Origin of the sequence: Nocardioides sp. N13(2025) (assembly GCF_051912545.1) — a bacterium.
In the GTDB taxonomy this organism is placed as follows: Bacteria; Actinomycetota; Actinomycetes; order Propionibacteriales; family Nocardioidaceae; genus Nocardioides.
Window position 1 is genome coordinate 2,119,348 of sequence record NZ_CP196809.1, and the last position, 24,695, is coordinate 2,144,042.

Sequence of the window (24,695 nt, forward strand, 5' to 3'; positions counted from 1 at the left end):
GCATCAACCCTAGTGGCTTCATCCCGGACTCCCCGGGCTGCGGTGCCACAGGTGCCGCGCGACGTCCTTGACGGAGTCGCCTGCCGGCTTGACGTCGGCGTAGGGGGACAGCTGGAAGCCGCTGCTGTGGAGGAGGCTCCGGCGCCGGGCAGGCTCCGCCCCGCTGTCGCCCGCGGTCTCGGGCACCCGGGCCAGCTCAGCGTGCACCAGCTGAAGTCCCTCCTCACCGGTGCGGCCGCGCTGCCACAGCCCGTGCAGGGCCGGCAGCTCCCACGCACCGGTCGCGCGCAGCGAGACGCCCCGCCGCCCGGTGCGCCGCAGCTCGCCGCGCACCAGCAGCAGCCACGAGGAGAAGACCGTCGCGGCGTAGGAACCCTGGGCGTCCTCGAAGAAGGTCGCGTCGACGGGACCGGTGCCGTCGTCGAGGGTCAGGAACACCACGCGCCGACCGGACCTGATCGGCGGCGTCTGGGTGGCGACCTTCACCCCAGCCACGAGCAGCTCGGCCCGGCTGCGGCGGCGCAGCAGGTCGCGGCTGCGGGTCACACCGAGCGCGTCGAGGAAGGGCTCGTAGGCGGTGACGGCGTGCTGGCTGACGTCGAGGCCCAGGATCTCGAGCTCGGCGCGCATCCGCTCGTCGGTGGTCATCTCGGGCAGGCCGGTGGACCGCTCCCCCGGCTCGCCCGGCTCGTCGCCCAGCCGGAGCGTGAGCTGCACCGAGTCCGCTGCGGCCACCGGGCGGGCGGCCTGCGACTGGGCGGAGGCGCGGGCCCAGACGCCGCCGTCGGCCAGGGCGTGGCGCTCGGTGCTCTGGGCCCCCGCCCGGGTCGTGGGGTCGGAGCTGTTGCGCGCCGACGCCTCGGTCGCGACGGCCGTGGCCGGCAGCGGTGTGCGCCGGCTCGACAGCCCGCGACCGCGGGCACGCGAGGCGCGGTCGATCGCGCGCGCGTGCAGGTCGAGCTCGGCGACCTGGAGCAGCAGGTCGCGCCGGGTGACCCGGCCGCGGCGGGTCACCGCCTGGTCGCCCGAGCCGATGCCGTAGACCCCGTCGAACCCGCCGGCCAGCACCAGCCGCTCGAGGACCGGCCGCGAGACCCGGGCCCGGTGGAAGAAGTCGGAGAGCGAGACGAAAGGGGCGCCGTCGCGCGCCTCGAGGATGCGCGCGACCTCGGCGCCGCTGATGCCCTTGACGTCGGTGAGCGAGAGCCGGATCGCGTGGCCCTCGTCCGCGCCACCCCGCTCGACGACGTACGCCGAGGAGCTGGCGTTGACGTCGAGCCCGAGCACGCCGACCCCGATCTGGCGGGCGTCGTCGAGGATCAGGCGCTTGGGGTACATCCCGGGGTCGTGGGTCAGCACTCCGGACAGGAAGTGCGCCGGCCAGTGCGCCTTGAGCCAGGCGGACTGGTAGGTCGGCAGCGCGAACGCGGCCGCGTGGGCCTTGCAGAAGCCGAAGGAAGCGAAGGCCTCCAGCACGCTCCAGACCTGCTCGACCAGCGGGAGGTCGTAGCCCTGGGCCAGGGCGCGGGGGAAGAACCACGCCTTGGTCTCGGCCATCCCCTCGGTGCTGCCGAGCGCTCGCCGTTTCTCGTCGCCCTCGGCACAGGAGACGCCTGCGAGCTGGGCGATCATCTCGATCACCTGCTCGTGGAAGACCACCACGCCTCGGGTCGGCTCGAGGATCGGGCGCAGGTCGTCGTGGAGGTAGCGGGCGCTCTTCCAACCCTGCTTGACCTCGAGGTAGGGGGTGATCATGTCGCTCTTGACCGGCCCGGGCCGGAACAGCGAGATGTCGGTGATGATGTCCTCGAAGGACTCGATCCCGGACTTGCCGACGAGCTCGCGCTGGCCGGGCGACTCGATCTGGAAGACGCCGAGGGTCTTGGCGCTGCTGATCAGCGTGTAGGTCGTCGCGTCGTCGAAGGGCACCTGCGCCTCGTCGTCGAGGTCGATGCGGATGCCGTCGACCCGCTCGACCTCCGCCACCGCGTGGGCCATCGCCGACTGCATCCGGATGCCCAGCACGTCGAGCTTGAGCAGCCCGAGCTCCTCCACGTCGTCCTTGTCGAACTGGCTCATCGGGAAGCCGGCCCAGGACGTCTCGACCGGGGTGCGGTCGAGCAGGGTGACGTCGGACAGCAGCACGCCGCAGGGGTGCATCGCGATGTGGCGCGGCAGCCCGTCGAGCCGCTCGACGAGGCCGAAGAAGCGGTCGAGCGCGCCGTCGCCGAGCCCGCTGGCCCGCAGCTCGGGCAGGTCGCGCAGTGCCTGCCGGGCGTCGCGCGCCCGGATGTGCGGGAACGCCTTGGCGATCGCGTCGATCTCCCCGGGCGGCATGCCGAGAGCGGCGCCGACGTCTCGCACCGCGTGGCGGACACGGTAGGTGTCCATCATCGAGACGGCGACGCACCGCTCGCCGGAGTAGCGGTCGAGGATCGCGCGGTAGACCTCCTCGCGCCGGGCGGACTCGACGTCGACGTCGATGTCGGGCAGCGAGGCGCGCAGTGGTGAGAGGAAGCGCTCCATCAGCAGGCCGTGGCGGATCGGGTCGACCCCGGAGATGCCGAGCAGGTAGTTGACCAGGCTGCCGGCGCCCGACCCGCGAGCGGCACGGCGGATGCCCATCTGCCCGATCAGGTCGGTGACGTCGGCGACCGTGAGGAAGTACGACGCGTAGCCCAGGACCCGGATCGTCTCGAGCTCCTGGTCGAGCCGCGTCCAGATCCGCATGCGGGGCGCCGAGCCGTAGCGGGCGCCGATGGCCGCCTCGCACCGCAGCCGCAGCGCGACGTCGGCGGACGGGACACCGGCGTCGGAGAGCTCGAGCTCGGGGAAGTGGACCTCGCCGATGCCCAGGTCGGTGCGGGGGTCGAGCGCGCACCGGTCGGCCACAGCGCGGGTGCGCGCCAGCAGCCGCCGGGCCGCGCCGTCGGTGCCGCCCCCACCGGCCATGCCGTGCCCGGCGAGGCGGCAGATCTCCTCGGCGACCTCGTGCATCTGCTTGCCGGACTTGAGGAATCCCTCCGCGTTGCCGCGGGCGGCTCCGGGGCCGACGTCGCGCAGGTGGGCCGAGCCGAGCGGGACCAGGCGCCGGGCCGCGTCGAGGACGTCGACGGTCGGGGCGTCGAGGCGGTCGACGTAGCGCACCGCGTTGGTGAGGACGGTGGTGAGGCCGGCGGTCCGGGCGATGCCGGCCATCCGGGCCGCGTGCGGCGACGTGCCCGGCCCCCACTCGCCGGCGCGGGCGCCGAGCCGGTGGGAGACCAGCTCGACGACGAGGTTGTGCCGTGGCAGCACCTCGAGCCAGGGGGCGATCGCGGCCAGCCCGAGGTCGTCGCGCCGTCGGGTCGCGGCGACGCCCAGCTCGGAGGACGGCCCGAGCAGCACCAGCACGGCGCCGCCGGCGAGGTGGGGTGCGAGCAGCTCGAGCGTCGCGACCGGGCGTCCCCGCTCCCCCGCCAGGTGGACCGACGAGACCATCCGGCACAGCGCGGCCCAACCGGCCTTGCCGCTGGCCAGGAAGGTCACCCGCGCACTGCCGCCCTGCTGCGGCGACGGGTCGCGGACCGCGCCGCCGCGCACGGGCGTACGCCGGGGGGCGACGTGGTCGCCGCCGACAGCCGTCCGACCGGTCGTCGGGGCCATCGCGAGGTCGACCCCCAGCACGGGCCGGATGCCGGCCGAGCGGGCGGCGCGGACGAACTTCACCGCGCCGTAGGTGCCGTCGCGGTCGGTGAGGGCGAGGGTGTCCATCTCCTGCTCGACGGCGCGCTCCACCAGGGCGTGCGGGTGGGACGCGCCGTACTGCAGGGAGTAGCCGGAGGCGACGTGGAGATGGACGAACGGGTCAGGCGACACTGACGTGCGGGACCAGGCCGAGCGCCTGCTCGACCACGGCCAGGAACCGGTCGGCGTCGCGGACGAGGTCGTCGGCCTCGCGCTCGCTGACGGCCCGGGTCGAACCGGCCTCGGCAGCGGCCCGCTTGGCGGCACCCGCCGAGAAGAAGGTCGCCCACTCGGTGAGCTCGGGAGCGACCTCGGCCAGCAGGACCCAGGCGTTCTTCTGCCGCCTGGCCCGTGGGGCGGGCCGCGCCCGCGCGGCGAGCAGGGCGGCTGCGGCGCAGAGCGCGGCGACGTGGGCACAGGCGTAGCGGGTGGGCACGTCACGCGCCGTGATCGCCTCGTGCAGCGAGGTCGCGGACCGCTCGAGGTAGGAGTGGGCGGTGGCCGGGAGGAGGTGGGGATTCATCATCGGCTCCCCTCAGTCCAGGCAGCCGACGAGCTGCCAGCGCCCGTCGGCCCAGTCGAAGGAGAGGTCGAAGACGCCGTAGGTCTCCGGGTCCTCGCTGCGCCGCGCCGCCTGGAGGCCGTGCTGGATCCCGCGTCCGGCCTCCACCCGCCACAGCTCCCGCTCGGCCACCAGGTCGCTCGCCGCGCCCCCAGCTCCGGAGGTGGCGCCAGAGCCCTGCCACCACGGCCCGGTCTCCACCCAGTGCGCGACCACTGCGCGCACCTTCCACAACCGGCCCCGCCACAGGAACTGGTCGGGGTCCTCCGCCTCGCCTCGTCGTACCTCGACGGGGTCTTGGTACTGCCTCATCGCGCCTCCGCTGCACCCTTGGGCAGGCTCCGCCTGCGTATCGGTCGACCCCGGGGACGACCCGGGTGGAGGTGGGGGTCGAGGTCACCGCCACCCGGATCGCATCGAACAACTGTTCGAACACCCAGAACGGTACTCCCCTCCACCGACAGCCCGTCAAGAGCCGCCACGGAGATGTGGAGGAGCGGGGCTCAGACCTCGCGCAGGTAGGCGGTGGTCTCGCGCTGCCAGAGGAAGAACGAGAGCACCAGGCCCTCGAGGATGACCAGCGCCGACAGCACGACGAAGATCGTCGGCAGGTGGTTGTCGATGCAGATGGCACCGACCAGGACGCCGACGCCGGCGGTGGCGGTGAGGACGTAACGGGTCCACGCGTGGCCGCCGCGGAAGAACGAGCCGAGGACCACGGCGAGCAGGGCGAACCCGACGAAGGCGACGACGGACAGCGCGACGAAGCCGGGCACGATCTGGTCGGTGCGCAGCTGCTCGATCCCGCCCTCGGCGAGGATCACCTGCGCCCGCTCGTTGCCCTCGGCCCAACCGAGGATCACGTCGTCGCGCATCAGCCAGATCAGCAGCGTGATGACCCCGGAGGTGGCCACGATCAGCCCGAGCACCCGCAGGCTGTTGACCACTGATCCAGGCACGTCGCGCGCCATGCAAAACCCCCTGAGGCTCATCGGTTGTCGTCGCTAGGCTCGCATCATGTCGAGCGAGCACGCATCCATCACCTCATTTCGAGGCGAGCACACCCGGCGCGGCGGCACGGGTGAGGTGGTCATCCTGCCCGACAGCGCCCACACTGCCGCACTCGCCGCGGCGGCGCTGGGGTGTGACGTCGGTGCCATCGCCAACAGCCTGCTCTTCGACGCCGGCGGTGAACCCGTCCTGATCCTCACCTCCGGCGCCCACCGCGTCGACACCGCGGCCGTCGCCCGGCGCATCGGTGTCGGTCGGCTGAAGCGCGCCGACCCCGACTTCGTACGACGCCACACCGGGCAGGTCATCGGGGGCGTCTCCCCCATCGACCATCCCGCACCGGTCCGCACGTGGATCGACCCGTGGCTGAAGCAGCACGAGGTCATCTGGGCGGCCGCCGGGCACCCGGCCGCGGTGTTCTCCACGACGTACGACGAGCTGGTCGCGATGACCGACGCCGTCGAGGTGCAGGTCGATGCTGGACCGGACCCAGAAGATCGGGCCTGACAGGATGCAGCCGTGGACGCTCTGGCACTGACCTTCTCCAGCGGATGGGCGAGCGGAATCAACTCCTACCTCGTCGTCCTGGTGCTGGGCATCGCCGACCGGGTCGGCTCGTTCACCGAGATCCCCGACGTGCTGGCGCGCTGGGACGTGCTGACGGTGGCCGGCTTCCTCTACGCCATGGAGTTCATCGCCGACAAGATCCCCTTCATCGACTCGACCTGGGACGCGATCTCGACGGCCATCCGCCCGACCGCGGGGGCGGTCATCGGCGTCCTGCTCGCGGGTGACGCCTCCTCGCTGGACCAGGCGGTCCTCGGCGTGGTGGGCGGCGGCACGGCCCTGCTGAGCCACCTCGTCAAGGCCGGTGGCCGGCTGGCGATCAACGCCTCCCCCGAGCCCGCCAGCAACGTCCTGGCCAGCCTCACCGAGGACGCCGCCGTGCTCGGCGTGGTCTGGTTCGCGCTGCAGAACCCCGAGGCGGCCGCCGCGATCGCCGGGGTGCTGCTCCTGCTCGGACTGGTCATGCTGTTCTTCGTCGCACGGCTGATCCGCCGCGGTTGGCGCCGGTGGAAGAAGAAGGACCCGATCCACCAGCTCGCCTGACAGCCACCCGTTCCGAGGGAGGTCCTAGGGTTCCCCCGTGGCTCGTGTCGTGGTGATCGGTGGCGGCTTCGGCGGCATGGCGGCTGCGGCCCGCCTCGCCAAGCTCGGTCACGCCGTGACCCTGCTCGAGCGGTCGGCCGGCCTCGGCGGCGCGTTGAGCACCGTCGAGCTCGACGGCTTCGCCTGGGACGCCGGCCCGACGAGCACGCTGCTGCCGGCCGTCATCCGCGACCTGTTCCGCAAGTCGGGACGCCCGCTGGAGCGCGAGGTCGACCTCCAGCCGCTCGACCTGGTGCGCGAGCACCGGTTCGAGGACGGCTCGACGCTGCAGCTGCCCGGCGGCTCGCGCGCCGCCCAGCTCGACGCCTTCGACGCCCTCGGCGAGGGTCTCGGTCAGCAGTGGGTCGACCACGTCGCGTCGTACGGCGACACGTGGGAGCTGCTGCGCAAGGAGTGGTTCGAGCGGCCCTTCGACGACGACGTGGCGCCGCGCGAGCTGGTCGCCCTGCTCGGCCGGCGCGAGTCCCTGCACAAGCTGCTGCGCCGCACCTTCCGCGACGAGCGCCTGCGCCTCGTGGCCGGGCACCGGCTCGTCATGGACGGGCACGAGCTGCGCGACGTGCCCGCGTTCGCGGGCGTCGACGTCTACCTCGAGCAGCGCTTCGGCGCCTGGACCGTGCCCGGCGGCCTGGCCGCGCTGGGCACGGCGATGGCCGAGCGCCTCGCGCTGCGCGGCGTGGAGGTGCTCACCGACACGCCCGCGACCGACCTCGTGATGCGGGAGGGCCGTGTCGCCGCGGTGCGGACGGACCGGGGCGAGGTGGACGCCGACCAGGTGGTCGTCGCGATCGACCCGCGGCGCCTGCCCGCGCTGGCGTCGTACGTCCGTCGGACGATGCCCGCGATCCCGCCCGTCGTCTGCCACCTCGGGCTCGAGGGAGAGCTCCCGGACCTGCCCCACGAGGTGGTCCTGCACGGCGACCCGCTGCTCGTGGTGCGCACGGGCGGCCGCGCTCCGGACGGCGGCGCCGCCTGGACCGTGCTCGGCCGCGGGCGGCTGGCCGAGGACGTGCTGACGGCGCTCGCGCGTCGCGGCCTCGACGTGCGCCGGCAGGTCGTCACGAGGATCGACCGCTCGCCGCGCGACCTCGTCGAGCTGTGGGGCGGCTCGCCGCACGGGGTGCTGTGGCAGGGCCCGCGCACGGCTCGTACGCGGCTGGGTCCCCGTACGCCGATCCCCGGCGTGCTCGCCGCCGGCGCGCACGCGACGACCGGCTCCGGGCTGCCCTTCGCCGGGCTCAGCGCCGCGCTGGTGGCCGAGGTCGTCGGCCGGGCGGCCCCGCTGTAACGCCGGGTTGGTGCAACTACCCACCCCCCTGCATCAGGGTGGGTACAAGCAGCAACCCGGCGTTACAGCGGGTCGAGCTCCCAGACCACCGTCACGACGGACGTCACGGTCGACTCCCCCGGCTCGATGCCTCCACCGGAGTCCCGCATCATCGCCATCTTGGGCATCGGCCCCGGACCGCTGGACGGGTCCCCCTCGACGATCGAGTCGACGGCGCCGAGCCGGGCTCCGGCCATCTCCGCAAGCGCCGTCGCACGCCGGAGGGCATCCTCGAAGGCGGCCTCGCGGGCCTTCGCGCCGGCTCCGTGGTCCTCGGTGACCTCGAGACCGACGCTGTCGACGGCCAGGGCGTCACCGACCTCGCGGGCCAGCTCGCCCAGCACCGCGCCCGCCACGGCGAGGTCGGCACAGCCGATGGCGTAGCCGTGCCTGGCCTCGTAGCCCTGGCGCCGCCCGTCGCGGTCGTGCCAAGGCCACACGGAGACGCCGGTGGAGGCGATCCGGCGACGCTCCGTGTGCCGACCCGCCAGCTCGACCAGGGCCGACGCCGCCGCGGACATGGCGTCGTACGCCTCGGCGACCCCCGCACCCCGTGCGACGGCGGCGACGCGGACGACCGCGCTGTCGGGTGCGACCGTGCTGGAGCCGGTCCCGGTGACGGTGACGGTGCGCATGGCCACACCGTAGTGCGGGTGCGGGCAGTCAGACGGTGATGCGCAGGTTGGCGAAGATCTCCCGCGTGGCCTTGGACCGGTTGAGCGTGAAGAAGTGCAGGCCCGGCGCTCCGGCGTCGAGCAGCGCCTCGCAGAGCTCGGTGGCGATCACGATGCCCTCGGCGCGCAGGGCGGCCGGGTCCTCGGCCAAGGGCGCCAGACGAGAGGTGACCTCCTCGGGGAGCTGGCGACCCGAGAACTCCACCATGCGCTCCATCGAGCGGAGGTTCAGGATCGGCATGATGCCCGGGATGATCGGCAGGTCGGCCCCGATGGCCTGCGCCCGCTCGACGAGCGCGACGTAGTCGCTGGCCCGCAGCACCATGTCGGTGACCGCGAACTCCGCGCCCGCGTCGTACTTCGCCTTCAGCACCCGGGCGTCGGCCTCGAGGTCCGCGGCCTCCACGTGGCCCTCGGGGAAGGCCGCGACGCCGATCCGCATGTCGGGACGCTCGCGGATGAGGGCGACCAGCTCGTTGGCGTAGGTCAGCCCTCCCTCGGTGGGCGTCCAGGGGGTGCCGGGGCCGGCGGGCGGGTCGCCGCGCAGCGCCATCACGTGGGTGACGCCGGCGTCACGGAGCTCGTCGAGGATGCAGCTGATCTCCTCCACCGTGTGGCCCACGCAGGTGAGGTGCGCCACCGGGAGCAGGCTGGTCTCGCGCGCGATGCGCTCGGTGATCGCGACGGTGCGGTCGCGGGTGGTGCCGCCGGCGCCGTAGGTCACCGACACGAAGGTCGGGCCGTAGGGCTCGAGCTCGGTGATCGCCTGCCAGAGCTGCTCCTCGCCGGCCTCGTCCTTGGGCGGGAAGAACTCGAACGAGAAGGACCGGTCGCCTCGCTCGAGGAGCTCGCGCATGCTCAGTCCACGTCCGGTGCTCATGGGCCCAACCCTACGGACGACCACGCTGCCTCGAGGCTCGTGTCCACTGATTAGGCTGCGTGGCGTGACGACCACCTGGGACCCCGCACCTTTCCGTGACCGGGTCCAGCAGGTGCTGGATGCCTTCCTCGACGAGCGCGAGGCCGAGCTGGCGCCCCTGGGGCCGGACGCCACGCGCCTGACCACCGAGGGGCGTACGGCGGTGCGTGGCGGCAAGCGCTTCCGCGCCGCCTTCTGCCACTGGGGCTACCGCGCCATCCGCGCCGAGGTGACCGACGAGCAGGCGCTGGCCCGTGCCTGCGCGTCGCTGGAGATGCTCCACGCCAGCGCGCTGGTCCACGACGACTTCATGGACGCCTCCGACACGCGCCGCGGGCGGCCGGCGACGCACCGCGCCTTCGAGGCCGAGCACCGCGCCTCGGGCTGGCGTGGAGACCCCGAGCAGTACGGCGCCGCCGCCGCGATCCTGCTCGGCGACCTGCTGCTCGGCTGGGGCGAGGACATGCTGCGCCGCAGCGGCTTCGGCCCCGACGAGACCGCAGCGGGGCTGGCCCTGTTCGAGCAGTGCCGCAACGAGGTGATCGCCGGGCAGTTCCTCGACGTGTCCGTGCAGGCCCGCGGCCGGGCCGACGTCGACACCGCGATGACGGTGCTGCGCTACAAGTCGGCGAAGTACTCCATCGAGCGGCCGCTCCACATCGGCGCCGGCCTCGCGGGCGCCAGCGCCGCCCAGATCGACCAGCTGACCCGGTTCGGACTGCCACTGGGCGAGGCCTTCCAGCTCCGCGACGACCTGCTCGGCGTCTTCGGCGACCCCGAGGCGACCGGCAAGCCCGCCGGCGACGACCTGGCGGAGGGCAAGCGCACCGTGCTCGTCGCGCTCGCGCTCGACGCCGCGCCCCCGGCCGCGGCACAGCGCCTCGACACCGCACTCGGTACGACGCTGAGCCCGGCCGACGTCGACGAGCTGCGCGGCATCATCGAGGACTCCGGCGCCCGCGCGCAGGTCGAGGAGGTCATCGGCTCCCTGGCCGACCACGCGGTCGAGGCACTGCGGGCAGCCGACGTCGACGACCAGGCGCGCGTCGTGCTCACCGAGCTCGCGGCCGCGGCGACGCAGCGCACCGTCTGACGGCGCCGGGGTCGGTCAGTCCAGGCTGCTGATGCCCGGCACCGCCGGCCCCTCGCCCCGCAGGAGCACCGAGAACGGGACGCCACGGTCGGCGTTGACGCGGGACCCCAGCACGCTCAGGGCGATGCTGAAGGCCTTCTCGTCCGCGCGGGCGAGGGTGGCCCACCCGTCCCACAGCAGCACGACGCCGGCCTTCCCGCTACCGATGTCGTGGAGGCAGTCGGCGAGCGCGTCGAAGTTCTGCCCGTAGTAGTCCGGGAAGTCGAGGGCCTCGCCCACCGCGGCGAGGAAGGCGGCCTTGGTCTCCCCGCGCGTCCACCCGTCGACGTACGCGAATCCCCATCCCGCGTGCTCCACCGAGTGGCGCACGTCGGCGACGTCGAACGCGCCGTGCCACAGGTGGATGCCCGGCTTCTCGTGCCCGGCCAGGACTGCAGCCAGTCCACTCATGACGACTACCTCGCTATGCGTGAGAAGGAGCTGTAGTGGTCCCCGGTGTAGTAGAGCTCCCCGCCCTCCCCGGCGACGATGCGGCGCGCACCGCGGTCGTCGGAGCCGGGCGTGGGCACCGTGTACTCCCTGTAGTAGCCCATCGGCTGCTCGGGCAACAGGGCCTCACGGTTCTCAAAGGTCCCGCCATCGTGCTCTGGCTCGGGGAACGGTCCACCGCGATCGATCAGCTCGAGCGTGCGAGCAGCCTCCGGCGGCAGCGCGGACACCTGCACGATCGGCAGGCCGCTCTCGGGGTCGGTGGCGCCATCACCGCCGGTGTCGTCCGTCGGGTCGGAGGTCGGGGTGTTGGTCTCGGTGAGCTCGTGCGTCGGCGACGAGGTCGTGGACGGCGAGGCGGACCCGTCGACGTCGCTGTCGTCGCGCTGCGCGCCGTCGACGAGCATCCACGCGAGGAGCAGCCCCGCGACCAGGAACAGCAGCAGCCACCGGTAGCGCTGGCGTCCCCCCGACGTGCCCGACGCCCCCGGCGCCATCAGTACTCCAGCACCTGCGCGCGCCGCTTGACCTCGCTGCCGCGGTTCTCGCGCAGCGCGTCGATCGGACGACCCGGGAGGTCGTCGTCGGTGAAGAGCCACGCGATGCACTCACGGTCGTCGAAGCGGTGGTCGTGCAGCAGCGTCAGCAGGCCGGGAAGGCCCTTGACGACGAGACCGTCCTGGATGAAGTCGGCCGGCACGCGCGGACCGCCGCCCGGCACGGGGACGGCGGCGGCGAGCTCGTGCTCGCGGATCATCGTGCGGACCTTGCCGGGCGTCACGCCGAGCAGCTCGGCCACCTGGTTCCAGTCCAGCCACTCCGGGACGAGGGCGGCCAGGTCACGGTCGGCAAGGGGGACGTCGCTCATGCGCGCAGCCTAGGTGAGGAGCCACCCGGGTCGGGAGTCGCGGCGCCCGGCCGAGTTGTCGCTCCAGCGGTCGATCCGTAGCGTGTCGGGGATGCACTCCCTCAGAACCGCCCTGGCCGCGGCCCTCGTCGGCCTGTTGGCGCTCACCCTCTCGCCGGTCGCCTCCCCCGCGTCGGCCGACCACTACCACGGCGCGCCGGGCCCGACCCATGCCGGCAACACGTTCGGCTGGTACCAGTACGGCGTGTTCCGCCAGGAGTTCATCGGCCCCAAGCCGGCCTTCTGGAAGACGAACGGGCGCGGCATCGTCCGCACGCAGAACGGCATGCTCACCCTGATGAGCACGCAGCGCGGCAGCGTCTCGGCCACCCTCGACCTCGAGGGCCACACCTACGGTCGCTGGGAGATCCGGATGCGCGCACGCACCCTGTCGAAGGTCAAGGGCGGCAAGCCCTTCAAGGTCGTCACCGAGCTGGTCCCCGCCGGCAAGCGCGCCCAGCATTGCGGCGGCCGCGACATCGGCCTGGAGAACTTCACCCTCGGCACCAACACGGTGAAGTCCTACGTGCACACGCTGCCCAACAGCTCCTACCGCGGCTTCCTGGGCCGTCACCTGCGCAACGACCGGTGGCACACCTACGCCGTCGAGGTCGCCCCCGACCACATCTCCTGGTTCGTCGACGCGCACGTGATCAACACCGAGCGCCGCGACGAGGCGCTCGACCCGGTGCCGCGGCAGCTGAAGTTCGAGCTGCGCGCCAAGGGTGGCAAGAAGATGGACCCGGCGCGGATGCAGATGGACTGGATGCGCTACTGGTCGATGCGCGCCCCCACCGAGAAGTCGATCAAGGCTCCGCAGCTCGAGCTCAGCACCTACAACGGCGCCTGCTGACACCCTCCCCACGGCGCCCCTGACGAGGCGGCGGCCGACCCGCGCGACACGCCGGGGCGGCCGCCGCCTCGCGTCGTCGTACGCCGGTCGCTACCGTCGAAGGCTCGTCCGCGCGCTTCCCCCCTGCGGGCCTCGGACCCCGGGCGCTGCGGACGGGACGAGGAGCACCCCATGCCCCGACCGCACCTCCGACTATGCAGGATCCGACCACCCAGGCGCGCCGCTCGGTGCGCGGCCGGCCTCGTGCTCGCCGTCGCCACCCTGTCGAGCCTCGCTGCTCCTGCCCATGCCGACCACGAGCAGCTGCCGGCCGGTCGCACGCTCGTGTCGTACGTCGTGACGTCCGGCGACACCGCCTCGGGGCTCGCCGTGCGGTTCCACGCCTGGACGGCCGAGATCGTGTCGCACAACCACCTCGACGGGGCCGGAGGGCTGCGGGTCGGTGAGCGGATCGAGATCCCGGTGGTCAAGGCGGGCAGCGGCACGGGCGGCGACCAGGGCGGCAAGGACCGCACCACGAAGATGTGGCAGCACCCCGACCGCGACCGCGAGAAGGTGCGCCGGGTGATCGCCGGCGCCGCGCGCAACCACGGCGTGGACCCGCAGCTCGCGCTGGCGATCTCGTGGCAGGAGTCGGGCTGGCAGATGGGCGTGGTCTCCGGCGCCCACGCGATCGGTGCGATGCAGGTGCTGCCGTCGACCGCGCGGTGGATGGAGCACTACGCGGGGCGCCCGCTCGACCTGCGCAAGCTCGGCGACAACGCGCAGGCCGGGGTGCTGCTGCTCCGGGTGCTCGCGCGGCACACGCACCGGCGTACGCACAAGATCGGCGCCTACTACCAGGGCCTCGGCGCCGTGCAGCGGCACGGCCTCTACGAGGAGACGAAGACCTACGTGGCCAACGTCGAGGCGATCAAGCGCCGGCTCGAGGACGGCCGCTCCCCCTCCTGAGCGCGAGCAGCGCCACGCCGGGGCGCCGCCTGAGCGTGGCCGCAGGCGTGGCTTCCGTACGATGAGGGCTCCGGATCCTTCCCCGTCCGGTTGTTGGAGGTCGATCAGTGGAGCCATCCGAGCACGCCCGCGCAGTCGCGCCCGGCGCCGCTGGCGACCCCTTGGTCGGGCGCCTGCTGGACCGTCGCTACCGCATCGGCGCCCGGGTGGCGCGTGGTGGCATGGCCAGTGTCTACGAGGCCACCGACACCCGCCTCGACCGCACCGTCGCGGTGAAGGTGATGCACCCCGGCCTGGGCGACGACCAGGAGTTCGCCGAGCGGTTCGTCCGCGAGGCCCGCGCCGCGGCCCGGCTCAACCACCCGCACGTGGTCGGCGTCTACGACCAGGGCGACGACACCTCCGACGGCCAGGACACCGTCTTCCTGGTCATGGAGTACGTCCCGGGCCACACGCTGCGTGACGTGATCCGCAAGGAGGCCCCGATGGCTCCGAGCCGCGCCCTCGCTCTGCTCGAGCCGGTCGTCTCCGCCCTCGCGGCGGCCCACCGCGCCGGGCTGATCCACCGCGACGTGAAGCCCGAGAACGTGCTCATCGCCGACGAGGCGCACGGCGGCCGGATCAAGGTCGCCGACTTCGGCCTGGCCAAGGCGGTCAGCGCCGACACCCAGCACACGGCCACCGGCGGCGTGCTGATCGGCACCGTGTCCTACCTGGCGCCCGAGCTCGTCGTCGACGGCCGTGCCGACGCGCGCGCCGACGTCTACGCCGCGGGCGTGGTGCTCTACGAGCTGCTGACCGGCAGGAAGCCGCACGAGGGCGAGTCCCCGATCCAGGTCGCCTACCGCCACGTGCACCACGACGTCCCCCTGCCCTCGCTCGTCCAGCCGGGCATCCCCGACTACGTCGACGCCCTCGTCGCCCGCGCCACCTCGCGCGACCGCGGCCAGCGACCGGCGGACGCGACGGTCCTGCTCCACCACGTGCACCGCGTCGAGCAGGCGCTCCGCGACGGTCTCGCCTCCGACCCCGAGCTGGCCGGCGACCTGCTCCCCCGCCGGACGCCGGAGGCGGACCAGGACGACGCCGTCGAGGCGGGTGAGCACACCACCCGCGAGCCCTTCGACGCCAGCGCGCTGGCGCTGCTGACCGAGGTGGACCCGCGCGACTCTGGCCTCGTCGACGACGGCAGTCCGGACCGGACCACGGCGCTCGAGCGTCACCCGTCGCCCCCGACGGCCGCGCCAGCGGTCGCGCCGCGTCCCGCCCGCGCGCCCGCCCGGGCCACCCCCGTCATCACCACCGCGCGACGCCGCTCGGTCAAGGGTCCGCTCGCGCTGCTCCTCGCGGTCCTGCTCGTCGCCGGCGTCGCGCTCGGGGCGTGGTGGTTCGGCTGGGAGCGCTACACGACCACGCCCGGGGTGCTGGGGCTCGACGAGGCGGCCGCGTCGGCCGAGCTCGACAAGGCCGGCCTGGACGCCGAGGCCGGCGAGCCGGCGTACTCCGAGAGCGTCGCCGCGGGGCTGGTCATCTCGACCGACCCGGAGCCCGGCGGCAAGGTGCTCGACGGCGGCACGGTCACGCTGGTCCTGTCGCTGGGGCCCGAGCGCTACGACGTGCCTCCTCTCGAGGGCAAGACCGAGGACCAGGCCCAGGACGCGCTCGCCGCGACCAACCTGGTCTTCGGCAAGAGCGTCGGCAGGTGGAGCGAGACCGTGCCGGAGGGCCAAGTCATCCGCACCTCGCCGAAGGCCGGCACGACCCTCAAGCCGGGCGCTGCCGTGGACCTGGTGCTCAGCCGCGGCCGCAAGCCGATCACGGTCACGGACTGGACCGGCAAGGACTTCGACGACGCGCAGGCGGCGCTGGAGAAGCGCGGACTCGCGGTGAGCGTGGCCGGCGAGGAGCACAGCGACACGGTCGCGGACGGCGACGTCATCTCGCAGGACCCGACGACCGGGACGTTGTTCCGCGGCGACACCGTGTCGTTCGTCGTGTCGCTGGGGCCCGAACTGGTCGAGGTGCCGCAGGTGCGGGCGATGGGCGTGGACGCGGCGACCGAGCTGCTCGAGGGCCTCGGCTTCCAGGTCGAGACGGAGCGCTCCGACACCTACCTCGGGCTCGGGTTCGTCTCCAGCTCCGACCCCGACGCCGGCGAGGAGATCCCGAAGGGCTCGACCATCACGCTGTTCCTGGTCTGACCGGCGTCACGGGCCGTCCCGGGCACCGCCTAGCCTGACTGCCGTGCATGCCGAGCAGAACCGACGTACGACACTCCTGGCGGCCGGCGCGCTGCTCGCGCTCGCGGCGTGCTGGGGATCGACGTTCTTCCTCATCCGCGACCTGCTCGACCGAGTGCCGACGCTCGACTTCCTCGCCGTCCGGTTCAGCATCGCCTCTTTGGCGCTGCTCCTCGTCGCGCCCAAGGCCCTCGGCCGGCTCTCGCCGCAGGTGCGCAAGCACGCGGTCGTCCTCGGGGTGCTCTACGGCGTGGCCCAGATCCTCCAGACCGCCGGCCTGGCGCACACCCCGGCGAGCGTCAGCGGTTTCGTCACGGGCCTCTACGTCGTGTGCACCCCGCTGCTCGCCGCGGCGATCCTGAAGACCCGCATCCCGCCGATCACCTGGGCCGCCGTCGTGCTCGCCACCGTCGGGCTGGGCGTGCTCGCGCTCAACGGGCTGAGCATCGGCTACGGCGAGCTCATCACGCTGGCCTCCGCCGTGCTCTACGCGCTCCACATCGTCGGGCTGGGCGCCTGGTCCAACGCACAGGACGCCCTCGGGATGACGCTGCTGCAGATGATCGTCATCGCCTTCATCTGCACGGTGTCCACGGTGCACGACGGGATCGTGCTGCCCGACCGGACTGCCGACTGGGTCTCGGTGCTCTACATGGCGATCGTGGTGGGCGCCCTCGGCCTCTACGTCCAGACGTGGGCGCAGGCCCACCTGCCGCCGACGCGGAGCGCGATCATGATGAGCATGGAGCCGGTCTTCGCCTCGTTCTTCGCTGTCTGGCTCGGCGGTGAGGACCTCACGGCACGCCTGCTGATCGGCGGCACCATGGTGCTGGTCGCGATGCTGACCGTCGAGCTCGCGCCGCGACGGGTGGTCGAGGGCGAGGTCACGCACATCGCCGTCTGACCAGTCGGGCGGGCCATTTTCCCGGCGGCTCGTGGGTGCGTCCGCTTATCGTGGGCGCGTGGACAGGTGCGTACGGTGCGGCGCGGAGCTCGGGGTGGGCCGCTTCTGCCTGAACTGCGGCCACCCCATCGGCGAGCCGGCACCGGCTGCGCCGGTGACCACCGCCCCTGCTCCGAGCACTCCTGCCGCCCGGACGGCCGAGGCGCCCGAACCTCCGCCCTCCGCTCCACCCGCCAGTCCGCCCTCCGCCCCGCTGGAGCCGGTGGCCGTGCCCGTCCAGGCCGCCGACCCGACCGCGGTGCCGCCGGTGGTCGCTCCCGCGCCGCACCACGAGTGGGACCCGCGCGAGGAGCTGCTCCCCTACGAGGAGGCCTACGAGCTCGAGCCCGAGTCCGCGCTGCCGAGCAAGGCGTGGATCTGGTGGGTGCTCGGCGCGGTCCTGCTCGTCGGGCTCGTCCTCGTGCTGCTCCAGGTGTTCGAGACCGACGGGGACGACGAGGTCGCCACCGACACGACGACGAGCGAGAGCGCCGCCGCCGACCCGGACACCGGCTCCGAGGCGCCGGAGGAGACCGCGCCGGAGACGCCGCCGCCGCCGAAGGGCGTCGGCAAGCGGGTCAACCTCGCTGCCGGGGCGACGTTCGCCGTGCCGGCCAAGGCCCCGCCGACCACCGACTTCGACGGCAACCTCGTGGCCTACGAGCCCAGCCAGATGGGCGACGGCCTCCCCAGCACCGCCTGGCGGATGGCGGGCGACGCCACCGGCCAGACCGTCACCGTCACCCCGGCCCGGCCCGGCGTCGTACAGCGCGTGGGCCTGGTCAACGGCTACGCCAAGCAGGTCGCGGGCGTGGACTGGTATCCCAACAACCGCCGGATCCTGGCAGTCACCTGGGGCTTCGAGGACGGCAGCACCGTCGAGCAGACCTTCGCCGAGCGGCCGGGCATGCAGCAGCTCAAGGTGCCGCCGGTGCAGTCGAGCACGGTGACCATCACGATCACGTCGGTGACGCCGCCGGGCAGCGGCAACCTCGGCCGCGACTACACGGCGATCAGCGAGGTCGCGATCACCGGCCAGCGAGCCCGCTGAGCACCACGGCCGCCCACTCGGCGTCGGCCCGGGTCACGTCGAGGTGGGTGACCAGGCGTACGGCGCGGGGTCCCACCGCTGCGATGCGGACGCCTTCCTCCGCCGCCCGCGCCACGAAGGCCGGCGCGTCGGGGCGGTCGACGACGACGATGTTGGTGTCGACGCTGTCGGGGTCGAGGCCCAGCGCCTCACCGAGCAGCCTGGCGTGGGCGTGGTCGTCGGCCAGGCGCTCGACGTGGTGGTCCAGTGCGTACGCCCCGGCCGCGGCCAGCACGCCCACCTGGCGCATCCCGCCACCCATCCGCTTGCGACGGACGCGGGCCGCGTCGATCGCATCGGCGGAGCCGACCATCAGCGAGCCGACCGGTGCGCCCAGCCCCTTGGAGAGGCAGACCGCGAGGACGTCGGCGACCCGGCCGTAGTCGGCGAGCGGCGTACCGGTGGCGACGTGGGCGTTCCACAGCCGCGCGCCGTCAAGGTGGATACGGGTGCCGACCGTGTCCGCCCAGGCGCGCAGCTCGCGGAGTTCCTCGATCGGGAGCACGGAGCCCCCTGCGAAGTTGTGGGTGTTCTCGACCGACACGGCGGCCGTCCGCACGAAGAACGGCCCCATGTCGGGGGCGTACATCGACTCGATCGCACCCAGGTCGACCTTCCCGCGCGGGTGGGTCCACGTGCGCATGGTGATCCCGCTGATGGCGCCGTGCGCGCCCAGCTCGGCCCGCGCGATGTGGGCCGAGGACTCGCACAGCACCTCCTCGCCGGGCGAGACGACCGAGGCGACCGCCAGGACGTTGGCCATCGACCCCGTCGGCGTGAACAGCGCCGCCTCGTGGCCGAACATCTCCGCCACCCGCTCCTGCAGCGCGTTGACCGTCGGGTCCTCGCCGTAGACGTCGTCCCCCACCTCGGCCCGGGCCATCGCCTTCCGCATCGCGTCGGTCGGCCGGGTCAGGGTGTCGGAGCGCAGGTCGATCACGGGTGCGAACCTACCGGTCGGCGCTCAGGCCTTGCGCAGCATCTCCGCGACGAGGAAGGCGAGCTCGAGGGACTGGACCCGGTTGAGGCGGGGGTCGCAGACCGACTCGTAGCGGTGGGAGAGGCCCACCTCGTCGATCTCCTCGCCGCCGCCGACGCACTCGGTGACGTCGTCGCCGGTGAGCTCGACGTGGACGCCGCCGGGCCAGGTGCCGAGGCCGCGGTGGACGTCGAAGAAGCCCTGGACCTCGTCGATCACGTCGTCGAAGCGGCGGGTCTTGTAGCCCGAGGACGCCTCGAAGGTGTTGCCGTGCATCGGGTCGCACACCCAGGCGACGTTGACCCCCTCCGCGGTGACCTTCTCCACGAGGGCGGGCAGGCCGTCGCGGATCTTGCCGGCACCGAAGCGGGTGATGAAGGTGAGCCGGCCCGGGGTGTTGTCCGGGTTGAGGCGCGCGGCGTAGGCCAGCGCGTCGTCGGGCGACGTCGTGGGGCCGAGCTTGATGCCGATCGGGTTGCGGATCTTCGACAGCAGCTCGACGTGCGCGCCGTCGAGCTGACGGGTGCGCTCACCGATCCACACGAAGTGGGCCGACACGTTGTAGGGCTCGTCGGTGCGCGAGTCGATGCGCGTCAACGCTTGCTCGTACTCCAGCAGCAGGGCCTCGTGGCTGGAGTGGAAGTCGACGCGGTGGAACTCGTCCGGGTCGGCGCCGATCGCCTTCATGAAGGTGAGGGCGCGCTCGATCTCGTCGGCCACCGCCTCGTAGCGCTGCCCGAAGGGCGAGCTCTGCACGAAGTCGGTGTTCCAGGTGTGCACCTGGCGCAGGTCGGCGTAACCACCGGTGACGAACGCGCGGACCAGGTTGAGCGTCGCCGCGGAGGAGTTGTAGACCTCGACCAGGCGCTGCGGGTCGGGGATCCGGGCCTCGGGGGTGAAGTCGTAGCCGTTGACCGCGTCGCCACGGTAGGCCGGGAGGGTGACGCCGTCGCGGGTCTCCAGGTCGGAGCTGCGCGGCTTGGCGTACTGCCCCGCAAGGCGGCCGAGCTTCACCACCGGCACGGAGGCGGCGTACGTCAGGACGACCGCCATCTGCAGCAGCACCCGCAGCTTGTTGCGGACGTTGTCGGCGGTGACGCCGGCGAAGGTCTCGGCGCAGTCGCCGCCCTGGAGCAGGAAGGCCTCGCCGCGGGTGACGGCGGCGATCTTGGCGGTGAGGTCGTCGCACTCCCCCGCAAAGACGAGCGGCGGCGCGGTCCTCAGTCGGGCCACGGCAGCGTCGACCGCCCCGGCATCGGGATAGGTCGGCTGCTGCTGGGGCCCGAGGGCGTGCAACTGCTCGAGGGTGGGGATGGCGCTCACCTGACAAGGGTACGGCGCGCGCACCGCCCAACCCGAACCGTGACCGCCCCCTGAACGGGCGACCGGACGCGGTGGGTCAGCCCCTGGGCCGCAGCACCCCGGCCGACTCGTCGACCCGCAGCCCACCGGAGCGGGTGCGGCTGGCCTCGAGCGTGCCGGTGACGACCGAGGCGTCGGGATAGCTGATGTGACCGGGCGCGCCCTGGCGCGACGTGGTCCAGAGCCGGTCCTCGAAGCCGATCTCCCCGCGGAACTGGTGGTTCTCCAGCACGAGCCGGTCGGCGGTGACCTGGCCGACGACGTAGGACGCCTCACCGCGGTAGAAGAGCGAGCCGTGGGACACCTGGAGGATGCCGTCGCGCACGTGGACCGTCTGGTCGTGCACCTCGCCGCTCAGGTAGACGTCGACACCCCCGCGCACCATCGCCTTCCACAAGTCCGAGCGCGCACCCTTCTCGTAGACGAGGTGGCTGGAGTTGCGCGCGCGGACCCGCTCGGTCATGGGGACGTGGCCCTGGACCATGACCCACGCCACGTCGTCCTTGCGGGCCTGCCGGAGCACTCCCTTCAGCCAGCGCAGCTGCGCCGGGTCGACGGACATGTGCACGTCTCCCCCGCGGCGCTCGAAGACGTCGATCGTGACGAGCAGGACGTCGGCGTCGAGACGCACGGCGTACGCCGTGCGGCGCGCCTGGCCGCTGGGGCGCTCGGAGAAGCGAGGCTTCCCGTCGGCGTCCGTCAGCATCTGGTCGGCGTAGATCCGCTTGAACTGCGGCACGTGGCGCCGCTTGAAGTCGATCCACTCGTCGTGGGGCGCGCGCCACGGGTCGTCGCCGATCTCGTGGTCGCCGACGGCCGGGTAGGTCGTGAGGCCCTTGTCCTCGAACCGCTCGCGCCAGGCCGGGTAGTAGACGGCGGCCGCCCGACGCCACGCCCGGAGCCGCTGGGTCTGCGTCCGCACCGGCCCGAAGACCCCGGTCCTCGCGTCGTCGCGACCCCACCTGCCCTCGACGAGGTCGCCCGCGACGAGCACGTCGTCGGTGCCGTGGGACGCCATCTCGCTGACCACGTGGTCCAGCGCGGTGACGTACTCGGCGTTGGTGGAGTTGGCCACCTCACCGGTGCGCTTGTCGACGAACTCGCGACGCCCGTCGGCGGTCAGGTCGGCGACGTCCTGGTTGAGGAAGTCGGGGGCCGAGACGAAGCGGTAGGCGCCGAGGAGGGTCGGGGCAGCGGGCACCGACGGACGGTCACGGGGACCGCGGCGGTCTGCGGTCACCGACGTCGCGGGCTCGCTGTGCGTCAGCACCACGGTCGGCGGCGGGTAGTCGCCGCCCGGCGGCACGCCCGCCGACGACGCGGTCACGGTGAGCGCGGCACACCCCAGCGCCGAGACGGTCAGTGCCGCCAGCAGCGTCCCGAGAGGTCGTCGTGTCACCCGCCAACCGTAGACGGCTGACCCGACAGCGCGGGATTCCCCGGCCGTGTCCACCCGCGATCAGTCGTGCTCCAGGTGGTCGATGTCGCGGAAGCCGGTCTTCTTGGCGCGGACGCCACGGTTGGTGAGCCAGGTCAGCGCCCACAGGACGATGCCGATCGCCAGCAGGCCCGCGGCGATCTTGTACTGGATCATGTCGGCCTCCAGCCGGGCCCACGGGCCGAGCAGGTAGCCGCAGCAGACGGCGCCGACCACCGGCAGCACGGACGGCGCGCGGAAGGCGCCGTCGGGCGTGGGGTCCTTGCGGAGGACGAGGCAGGCGATGTTGACGATCGTGAAGACCGCCAGCAGCAGCAGCGCGGTGGTGCCCGAGAGCGCTGCCACGACCGAGGACTCGGAGTCGAGCGTGACCACGGTGATGAGGCCCAGCGCGAGCAGGGTGGTGAAGATGATCGCGGTCCACGGCGAGCGCCGGCTCGGCAGCACCTTGCCGAGGGCGCGCGGCAGCACGTCCTGCTGGGCCATGCCGTAGACGAGCCGGCTCGCCATCAGCATGTTGATGAGCGCGGTGTTGGCGACCGCGAAGACGGTGAGGAACGGGAACAGCTTGTCGATCGGCAGGTCGGGCGCGCCGACCTTGACCACGTCGAGCAGGATCCCGGCCTCCGCGTTGGTGGGCTCGGCGATCTGGCCGGCGGGGATGACCGCGACCACGGAGATCGCGACCAGCATGTAGATGACGACGGCGATGCCGAGGCCGGTCAGCATGGTGCGCGGGAAGATGCGCATCGGGTCCTGGGTCTCCTCGACCATGTTGACCGAGTCCTCGAAGCCCACCATCGAGAAGAACGCGATCGCGGTCGCGATGGTGACCGCCATGAACAGACCCTTGTCGTCGGGGCTCTCGAAGACGGTGACGCGGCCGAGGTCGCCGTCGCCGCTGGCGATGACGAAGAAGCCGATGCCGATGACGATCGCGAGGGCGGTCATCTCCACCAGCGTGAGCACCACGTTGAACTTCACGCTCTCGCCGACGCCGCGCAGGTTGATCAGGGCGAGCACGAGCATGAAGGCAAGTGCCGTGACGAGGGTGGTGCCCGAGCTGGGCTCCTCGTTGCCGAAGCCGATCAGCAGGTTGGCGGCGAGCAGGTTGGAGGAGGTGGAGGCACTGGTGATGCCCGAGCACACGACCGTGAAGGCGACGAGGAACGTCACGAAGTGGATGCCGAACGCCTTGTGCGTGTAGAGCGCCGCGCCCGCCGCCTGCGGGTACTTCGTGACCAGCTCGAGGTAGGAGAAGGCCGTCACCGTCGCCACCGCGAAGGCCACGAGGAACGGCAGCCAGGCGATGCCGCCGACCTGCCCGGCCAGCTTGCCCGTCACCGCGTAGACACCCGCGCCGAGGATGTCGCCGACGATGAAGAGCAGCAACAGCTTGGGGCCGAGCACCCGCTTGAGGTCGGTGTCCTCCGGCCCGTTGACGTCGGGCTGGGTCGCTTCTGTCGCGCTCATCGAGACTCCTTCGTCGGGCCGAGTGCCGCACGGTGGGGTCTCTCACAATGGCCCCGGCTCGCGCCGCGAGGCAACCGCCGCGCCGCACGACGTACGCCGCGCGCGGGCGGGAGGCTGCCAGAACCCACCCTTTCGGTGTTGGATCGTTCCAACTACCCTGCTGCCCATGCCGAAGCGTGTTGCGCTCCTGACGGCCGGTGGCTACGCCCCGTGCCTCTCCTCCGCCGTGGGTGCTCTCATCGAGACCTACGACGCCACCGACCCCGACATCGAGCTGATCGCCTACCGGCACGGCTACCACGGCCTGCTCACGGGCAACAGCATCGTGATCGGGCCCGAGGAGCGCGCCGGAGCTGCGCTGCTGCACCGCTACGGCGGCAGCCCGATCGGCAACAGCCGGGTGAAGCTGACCAACGACGACGACTGCCGGCGACGCGGCCTGATCGGCGAGGGCGAGACCGCGCTGGAGGCGGCGGCAGCCCGGCTGCAGGCCGACGGGGTGGACGTCCTGCACACCATCGGTGGCGACGACACCAACACCGCGGCGGCCGACCTGGCGGCGTACCTGCGCACCCAGGGCTCGGAGCTGACCGTGGTCGGCCTGCCCAAGACGATCGACAACGACATCGTCCCGATCCGGCAGAGCCTCGGCGCCCAGACCGCGGCCGAGCAGGCGTCGCGGTTCGCGCAGAACGTGCTCGCGGAGCACGGCTCCAACCCGCGGATGCTGATCGTGCACGAGGTCATGGGCCGCGCCAGCGGCTGGCTCACCGCGGCCGCCGCCCGGGACTACATGGCGTGGCACGCCGAGCAGGAGTGGCTGCCCGGGATCGGCCTCGACGGCCGCAAGTGGGCGATCCACGCGGTCTACGTGCCCGAGCGCGGCATCGACCTCGCCGCCGAGGCGACCCGCCTGCGCGCGGTGATGGACGAGATCGGTTGCGTCAACATCTTCCTCGCCGAGGGCGCCGGCATCGACGACATCGTCGCCGACCTCGAGGCCGCCGGCGAGACCGTCGGGCGCGACCCGTTCGGCCACGTCAAGATCGACACCATCAACCCGGGCCGCTACTTCGCGGAGCGTTTCTCGGCCGCGATCGGTGCCGAGAAGCACATGGTGCAGAAGTCCGGCTACTTCTCCCGCTCCGCGCCCGCCAACGACACGGACCTCGCCCTCATCCGCGAGATGGCCGAGCTGGCCGTGACCTGCGCCCTCGAGGGCCGTCCCGGCGTGATCGGGCACGACGAGGAGCGCGGCGACGAGCTCCGCGCGATCGAGTTCGAGCGGATCGCCGGGCACAAGCCCTTCGACCCCTCGCAGGACTGGTTCACCGAGCTGCTGGTGAGCACCGGACAGGCCTGATCCGGCTGGCCTCGTCCCGCCTGGGTGGATGCCGCTTGGGTGGATGTGGCTTGGGTGGATGCCGCTTGGGTGGATGCCGCTTGGTGGATGCCGCTTGGGTGGCGGCATACGACATCGGCGCCGGG

Annotated in this window: 23 protein-coding genes; 10 read left to right on the top strand and 13 right to left on the bottom strand. The window is 72.7% G+C overall.

The window, feature by feature from the left end:
- Positions 1-18: 18 nt before the first annotated feature.
- The 4 genes from ACS3YM_RS10220 to ACS3YM_RS10235 all read right to left on the bottom strand — a co-directional run bounded on the left by ACS3YM_RS10220 (position 19) and on the right by ACS3YM_RS10235 (position 5,259).
- The gene (locus ACS3YM_RS10220; RefSeq protein ID WP_439936337.1) at positions 19-3,858 is read right to left on the bottom strand and encodes a DNA polymerase III subunit alpha; all 3,840 of its coding nucleotides are present in this window, start codon (positions 3,856-3,858) and stop codon (positions 19-21) included.
- Positions 3,848-4,249, bottom strand: a complete 402-nt coding sequence (locus ACS3YM_RS10225; RefSeq protein WP_439936338.1) for an SAV_6107 family HEPN domain-containing protein — start codon at positions 4,247-4,249, stop codon at positions 3,848-3,850. Before ACS3YM_RS10225 ends, ACS3YM_RS10220 begins: the two co-directional genes overlap by 11 nt.
- 12 nt (positions 4,250-4,261) lie before the next feature.
- A complete protein-coding gene (locus tag ACS3YM_RS10230; protein ID WP_439936339.1) occupies positions 4,262-4,600 on the bottom strand; it encodes a DUF6504 family protein in 339 nt (112 codons plus the stop codon).
- 191 nt (positions 4,601-4,791) lie between these two features.
- Positions 4,792-5,259: a hypothetical protein gene (locus ACS3YM_RS10235; RefSeq protein WP_439936340.1), complete on the bottom strand. Its 468-nt coding sequence runs from the start codon at positions 5,257-5,259 to the stop codon at positions 4,792-4,794.
- Positions 5,260-5,305: 46 nt separating this feature from the next.
- Between ACS3YM_RS10235 and ACS3YM_RS10240 the strand changes: the two genes are divergently transcribed.
- From ACS3YM_RS10240 to ACS3YM_RS10250, 3 genes are read left to right on the top strand one after another with little or no spacing between them, the layout of a single operon-like run.
- Positions 5,306-5,806, top strand: a complete 501-nt coding sequence (locus ACS3YM_RS10240) for a YbaK/EbsC family protein (RefSeq protein ID WP_439936341.1) — start codon at positions 5,306-5,308, stop codon at positions 5,804-5,806.
- Between the two features lie 12 nt (positions 5,807-5,818).
- Positions 5,819-6,409: a DUF4126 domain-containing protein gene (locus tag ACS3YM_RS10245; protein WP_439936342.1), complete on the top strand. Its 591-nt coding sequence runs from the start codon at positions 5,819-5,821 to the stop codon at positions 6,407-6,409.
- Positions 6,410-6,446: 37 nt separating this feature from the next.
- Positions 6,447-7,757, top strand: a complete 1,311-nt coding sequence (locus ACS3YM_RS10250) for a phytoene desaturase family protein (protein WP_439936343.1) — start codon at positions 6,447-6,449, stop codon at positions 7,755-7,757.
- A 62-nt stretch (positions 7,758-7,819) separates the two neighbouring features.
- Here the strand turns inward: ACS3YM_RS10250 and ACS3YM_RS10255 are convergent, their stop codons facing one another.
- Both ACS3YM_RS10255 and metF read right to left on the bottom strand, forming a co-directional pair.
- Positions 7,820-8,431: an SIMPL domain-containing protein gene (locus tag ACS3YM_RS10255; RefSeq protein ID WP_439936344.1), complete on the bottom strand. Its 612-nt coding sequence runs from the start codon at positions 8,429-8,431 to the stop codon at positions 7,820-7,822.
- A 28-nt stretch (positions 8,432-8,459) separates the two neighbouring features.
- Positions 8,460-9,350 carry a methylenetetrahydrofolate reductase [NAD(P)H] gene (gene metF, locus ACS3YM_RS10260; protein WP_439936345.1) on the bottom strand — a complete coding sequence of 297 codons (891 nt, stop codon included), beginning with the start codon at positions 9,348-9,350 and terminating at the stop codon, positions 8,460-8,462.
- Between the two features lie 64 nt (positions 9,351-9,414).
- Between metF and ACS3YM_RS10265 the strand changes: the two genes are divergently transcribed.
- Positions 9,415-10,482: a polyprenyl synthetase family protein gene (locus tag ACS3YM_RS10265; protein WP_439936346.1), complete on the top strand. Its 1,068-nt coding sequence runs from the start codon at positions 9,415-9,417 to the stop codon at positions 10,480-10,482.
- A 15-nt stretch (positions 10,483-10,497) separates the two neighbouring features.
- Here the strand turns inward: ACS3YM_RS10265 and ACS3YM_RS10270 are convergent, their stop codons facing one another.
- The 3 genes from ACS3YM_RS10270 to ACS3YM_RS10280 are packed head-to-tail and all read right to left on the bottom strand — an operon-like array spanning position 10,498 to position 11,839.
- On the bottom strand, positions 10,498-10,932 hold the full coding sequence (locus tag ACS3YM_RS10270) for a barstar family protein (RefSeq protein WP_439936347.1): 435 nt from the start codon (positions 10,930-10,932) through the stop codon (positions 10,498-10,500).
- A gap of 5 nt (positions 10,933-10,937) precedes the next feature.
- A complete protein-coding gene (locus tag ACS3YM_RS10275; RefSeq protein WP_439936348.1) occupies positions 10,938-11,468 on the bottom strand; it encodes a ribonuclease domain-containing protein in 531 nt (176 codons plus the stop codon).
- Complete coding sequence (locus ACS3YM_RS10280; RefSeq protein WP_439936349.1) at positions 11,468-11,839, bottom strand: Rv2175c family DNA-binding protein; 372 nt, start codon at positions 11,837-11,839, stop codon at positions 11,468-11,470. Before ACS3YM_RS10280 ends, ACS3YM_RS10275 begins: the two co-directional genes overlap by 1 nt.
- A gap of 91 nt (positions 11,840-11,930) precedes the next feature.
- On the opposite strand from ACS3YM_RS10280, the gene ACS3YM_RS10285 reads away from it, so the two are divergent.
- From ACS3YM_RS10285 to ACS3YM_RS10305, 5 genes are all read left to right on the top strand, one after another.
- Positions 11,931-12,731 carry a glycoside hydrolase family 16 protein gene (locus ACS3YM_RS10285; RefSeq protein ID WP_439936350.1) on the top strand — a complete coding sequence of 267 codons (801 nt, stop codon included), beginning with the start codon at positions 11,931-11,933 and terminating at the stop codon, positions 12,729-12,731.
- A gap of 243 nt (positions 12,732-12,974) precedes the next feature.
- Positions 12,975-13,682 carry a lytic transglycosylase domain-containing protein gene (locus ACS3YM_RS10290; protein WP_439936351.1) on the top strand — a complete coding sequence of 236 codons (708 nt, stop codon included), beginning with the start codon at positions 12,975-12,977 and terminating at the stop codon, positions 13,680-13,682.
- Between the two features lie 107 nt (positions 13,683-13,789).
- Positions 13,790-15,883 carry a Stk1 family PASTA domain-containing Ser/Thr kinase gene (pknB, locus tag ACS3YM_RS10295; protein ID WP_439936352.1) on the top strand — a complete coding sequence of 698 codons (2,094 nt, stop codon included), beginning with the start codon at positions 13,790-13,792 and terminating at the stop codon, positions 15,881-15,883.
- A gap of 43 nt (positions 15,884-15,926) precedes the next feature.
- A complete protein-coding gene (locus ACS3YM_RS10300; RefSeq protein ID WP_439936353.1) occupies positions 15,927-16,826 on the top strand; it encodes a DMT family transporter in 900 nt (299 codons plus the stop codon).
- A 268-nt stretch (positions 16,827-17,094) separates the two neighbouring features.
- On the top strand, positions 17,095-17,916 hold the full coding sequence (locus ACS3YM_RS10305; protein ID WP_439936354.1) for an NADase-type glycan-binding domain-containing protein: 822 nt from the start codon (positions 17,095-17,097) through the stop codon (positions 17,914-17,916).
- On the opposite strand, the gene ACS3YM_RS10310 is transcribed toward ACS3YM_RS10305, so the two are convergent.
- The 4 genes from ACS3YM_RS10310 to ACS3YM_RS10325 form a co-directional block, all read right to left on the bottom strand.
- Positions 17,894-18,895, bottom strand: a complete 1,002-nt coding sequence (locus tag ACS3YM_RS10310; RefSeq protein WP_439936355.1) for a threonine aldolase family protein — start codon at positions 18,893-18,895, stop codon at positions 17,894-17,896. The two genes, ACS3YM_RS10305 and ACS3YM_RS10310, sit on opposite strands and share 23 nt — an antisense overlap.
- A gap of 24 nt (positions 18,896-18,919) precedes the next feature.
- Positions 18,920-20,257, bottom strand: a complete 1,338-nt coding sequence (locus ACS3YM_RS10315; protein ID WP_439936356.1) for a class II 3-deoxy-7-phosphoheptulonate synthase — start codon at positions 20,255-20,257, stop codon at positions 18,920-18,922.
- Between the two features lie 76 nt (positions 20,258-20,333).
- The gene (locus ACS3YM_RS10320; protein ID WP_439936357.1) at positions 20,334-21,695 is read right to left on the bottom strand and encodes a metallophosphoesterase family protein; all 1,362 of its coding nucleotides are present in this window, start codon (positions 21,693-21,695) and stop codon (positions 20,334-20,336) included.
- 60 nt (positions 21,696-21,755) lie between these two features.
- On the bottom strand, positions 21,756-23,207 hold the full coding sequence (locus tag ACS3YM_RS10325; RefSeq protein ID WP_439936358.1) for an APC family permease: 1,452 nt from the start codon (positions 23,205-23,207) through the stop codon (positions 21,756-21,758).
- A 166-nt stretch (positions 23,208-23,373) separates the two neighbouring features.
- On the opposite strand from ACS3YM_RS10325, the gene ACS3YM_RS10330 reads away from it, so the two are divergent.
- Positions 23,374-24,570, top strand: a complete 1,197-nt coding sequence (locus ACS3YM_RS10330; RefSeq protein ID WP_439936359.1) for a pyrophosphate--fructose-6-phosphate 1-phosphotransferase — start codon at positions 23,374-23,376, stop codon at positions 24,568-24,570.
- Positions 24,571-24,695 lie beyond the last annotated feature (125 nt).

Excerpts from the sequence above, each read along its gene's own strand:
- ACS3YM_RS10280 (WP_439936349.1), bottom strand. The coding sequence starts at position 11,839 with ATGAGCGACGTCCCCCTTGCCGACCGTGACCTGGCCGCCCTCGTCCCG.
- ACS3YM_RS10325 (WP_439936358.1), bottom strand. The coding sequence starts at position 23,207 with ATGAGCGCGACAGAAGCGACCCAGCCCGACGTCAACGGGCCGGAGGAC.
- ACS3YM_RS10225 (WP_439936338.1), bottom strand. The coding sequence starts at position 4,249 with ATGAATCCCCACCTCCTCCCGGCCACCGCCCACTCCTACCTCGAGCGG.
- ACS3YM_RS10230 (WP_439936339.1), bottom strand. The coding sequence starts at position 4,600 with ATGAGGCAGTACCAAGACCCCGTCGAGGTACGACGAGGCGAGGCGGAG.
- ACS3YM_RS10270 (WP_439936347.1), bottom strand. The coding sequence starts at position 10,932 with ATGAGTGGACTGGCTGCAGTCCTGGCCGGGCACGAGAAGCCGGGCATC.
- ACS3YM_RS10255 (WP_439936344.1), bottom strand. The coding sequence starts at position 8,431 with ATGCGCACCGTCACCGTCACCGGGACCGGCTCCAGCACGGTCGCACCC.
- ACS3YM_RS10235 (WP_439936340.1), bottom strand. The coding sequence starts at position 5,259 with ATGGCGCGCGACGTGCCTGGATCAGTGGTCAACAGCCTGCGGGTGCTC.
- metF (WP_439936345.1), bottom strand. The coding sequence starts at position 9,350 with ATGAGCACCGGACGTGGACTGAGCATGCGCGAGCTCCTCGAGCGAGGC.
- ACS3YM_RS10330 (WP_439936359.1), top strand. The coding sequence starts at position 23,374 with ATGCCGAAGCGTGTTGCGCTCCTGACGGCCGGTGGCTACGCCCCGTGC.
- ACS3YM_RS10285 (WP_439936350.1), top strand. The coding sequence starts at position 11,931 with ATGCACTCCCTCAGAACCGCCCTGGCCGCGGCCCTCGTCGGCCTGTTG.
- ACS3YM_RS10275 (WP_439936348.1), bottom strand. The coding sequence starts at position 11,468 with ATGGCGCCGGGGGCGTCGGGCACGTCGGGGGGACGCCAGCGCTACCGG.
- ACS3YM_RS10240 (WP_439936341.1), top strand. The coding sequence starts at position 5,306 with ATGTCGAGCGAGCACGCATCCATCACCTCATTTCGAGGCGAGCACACC.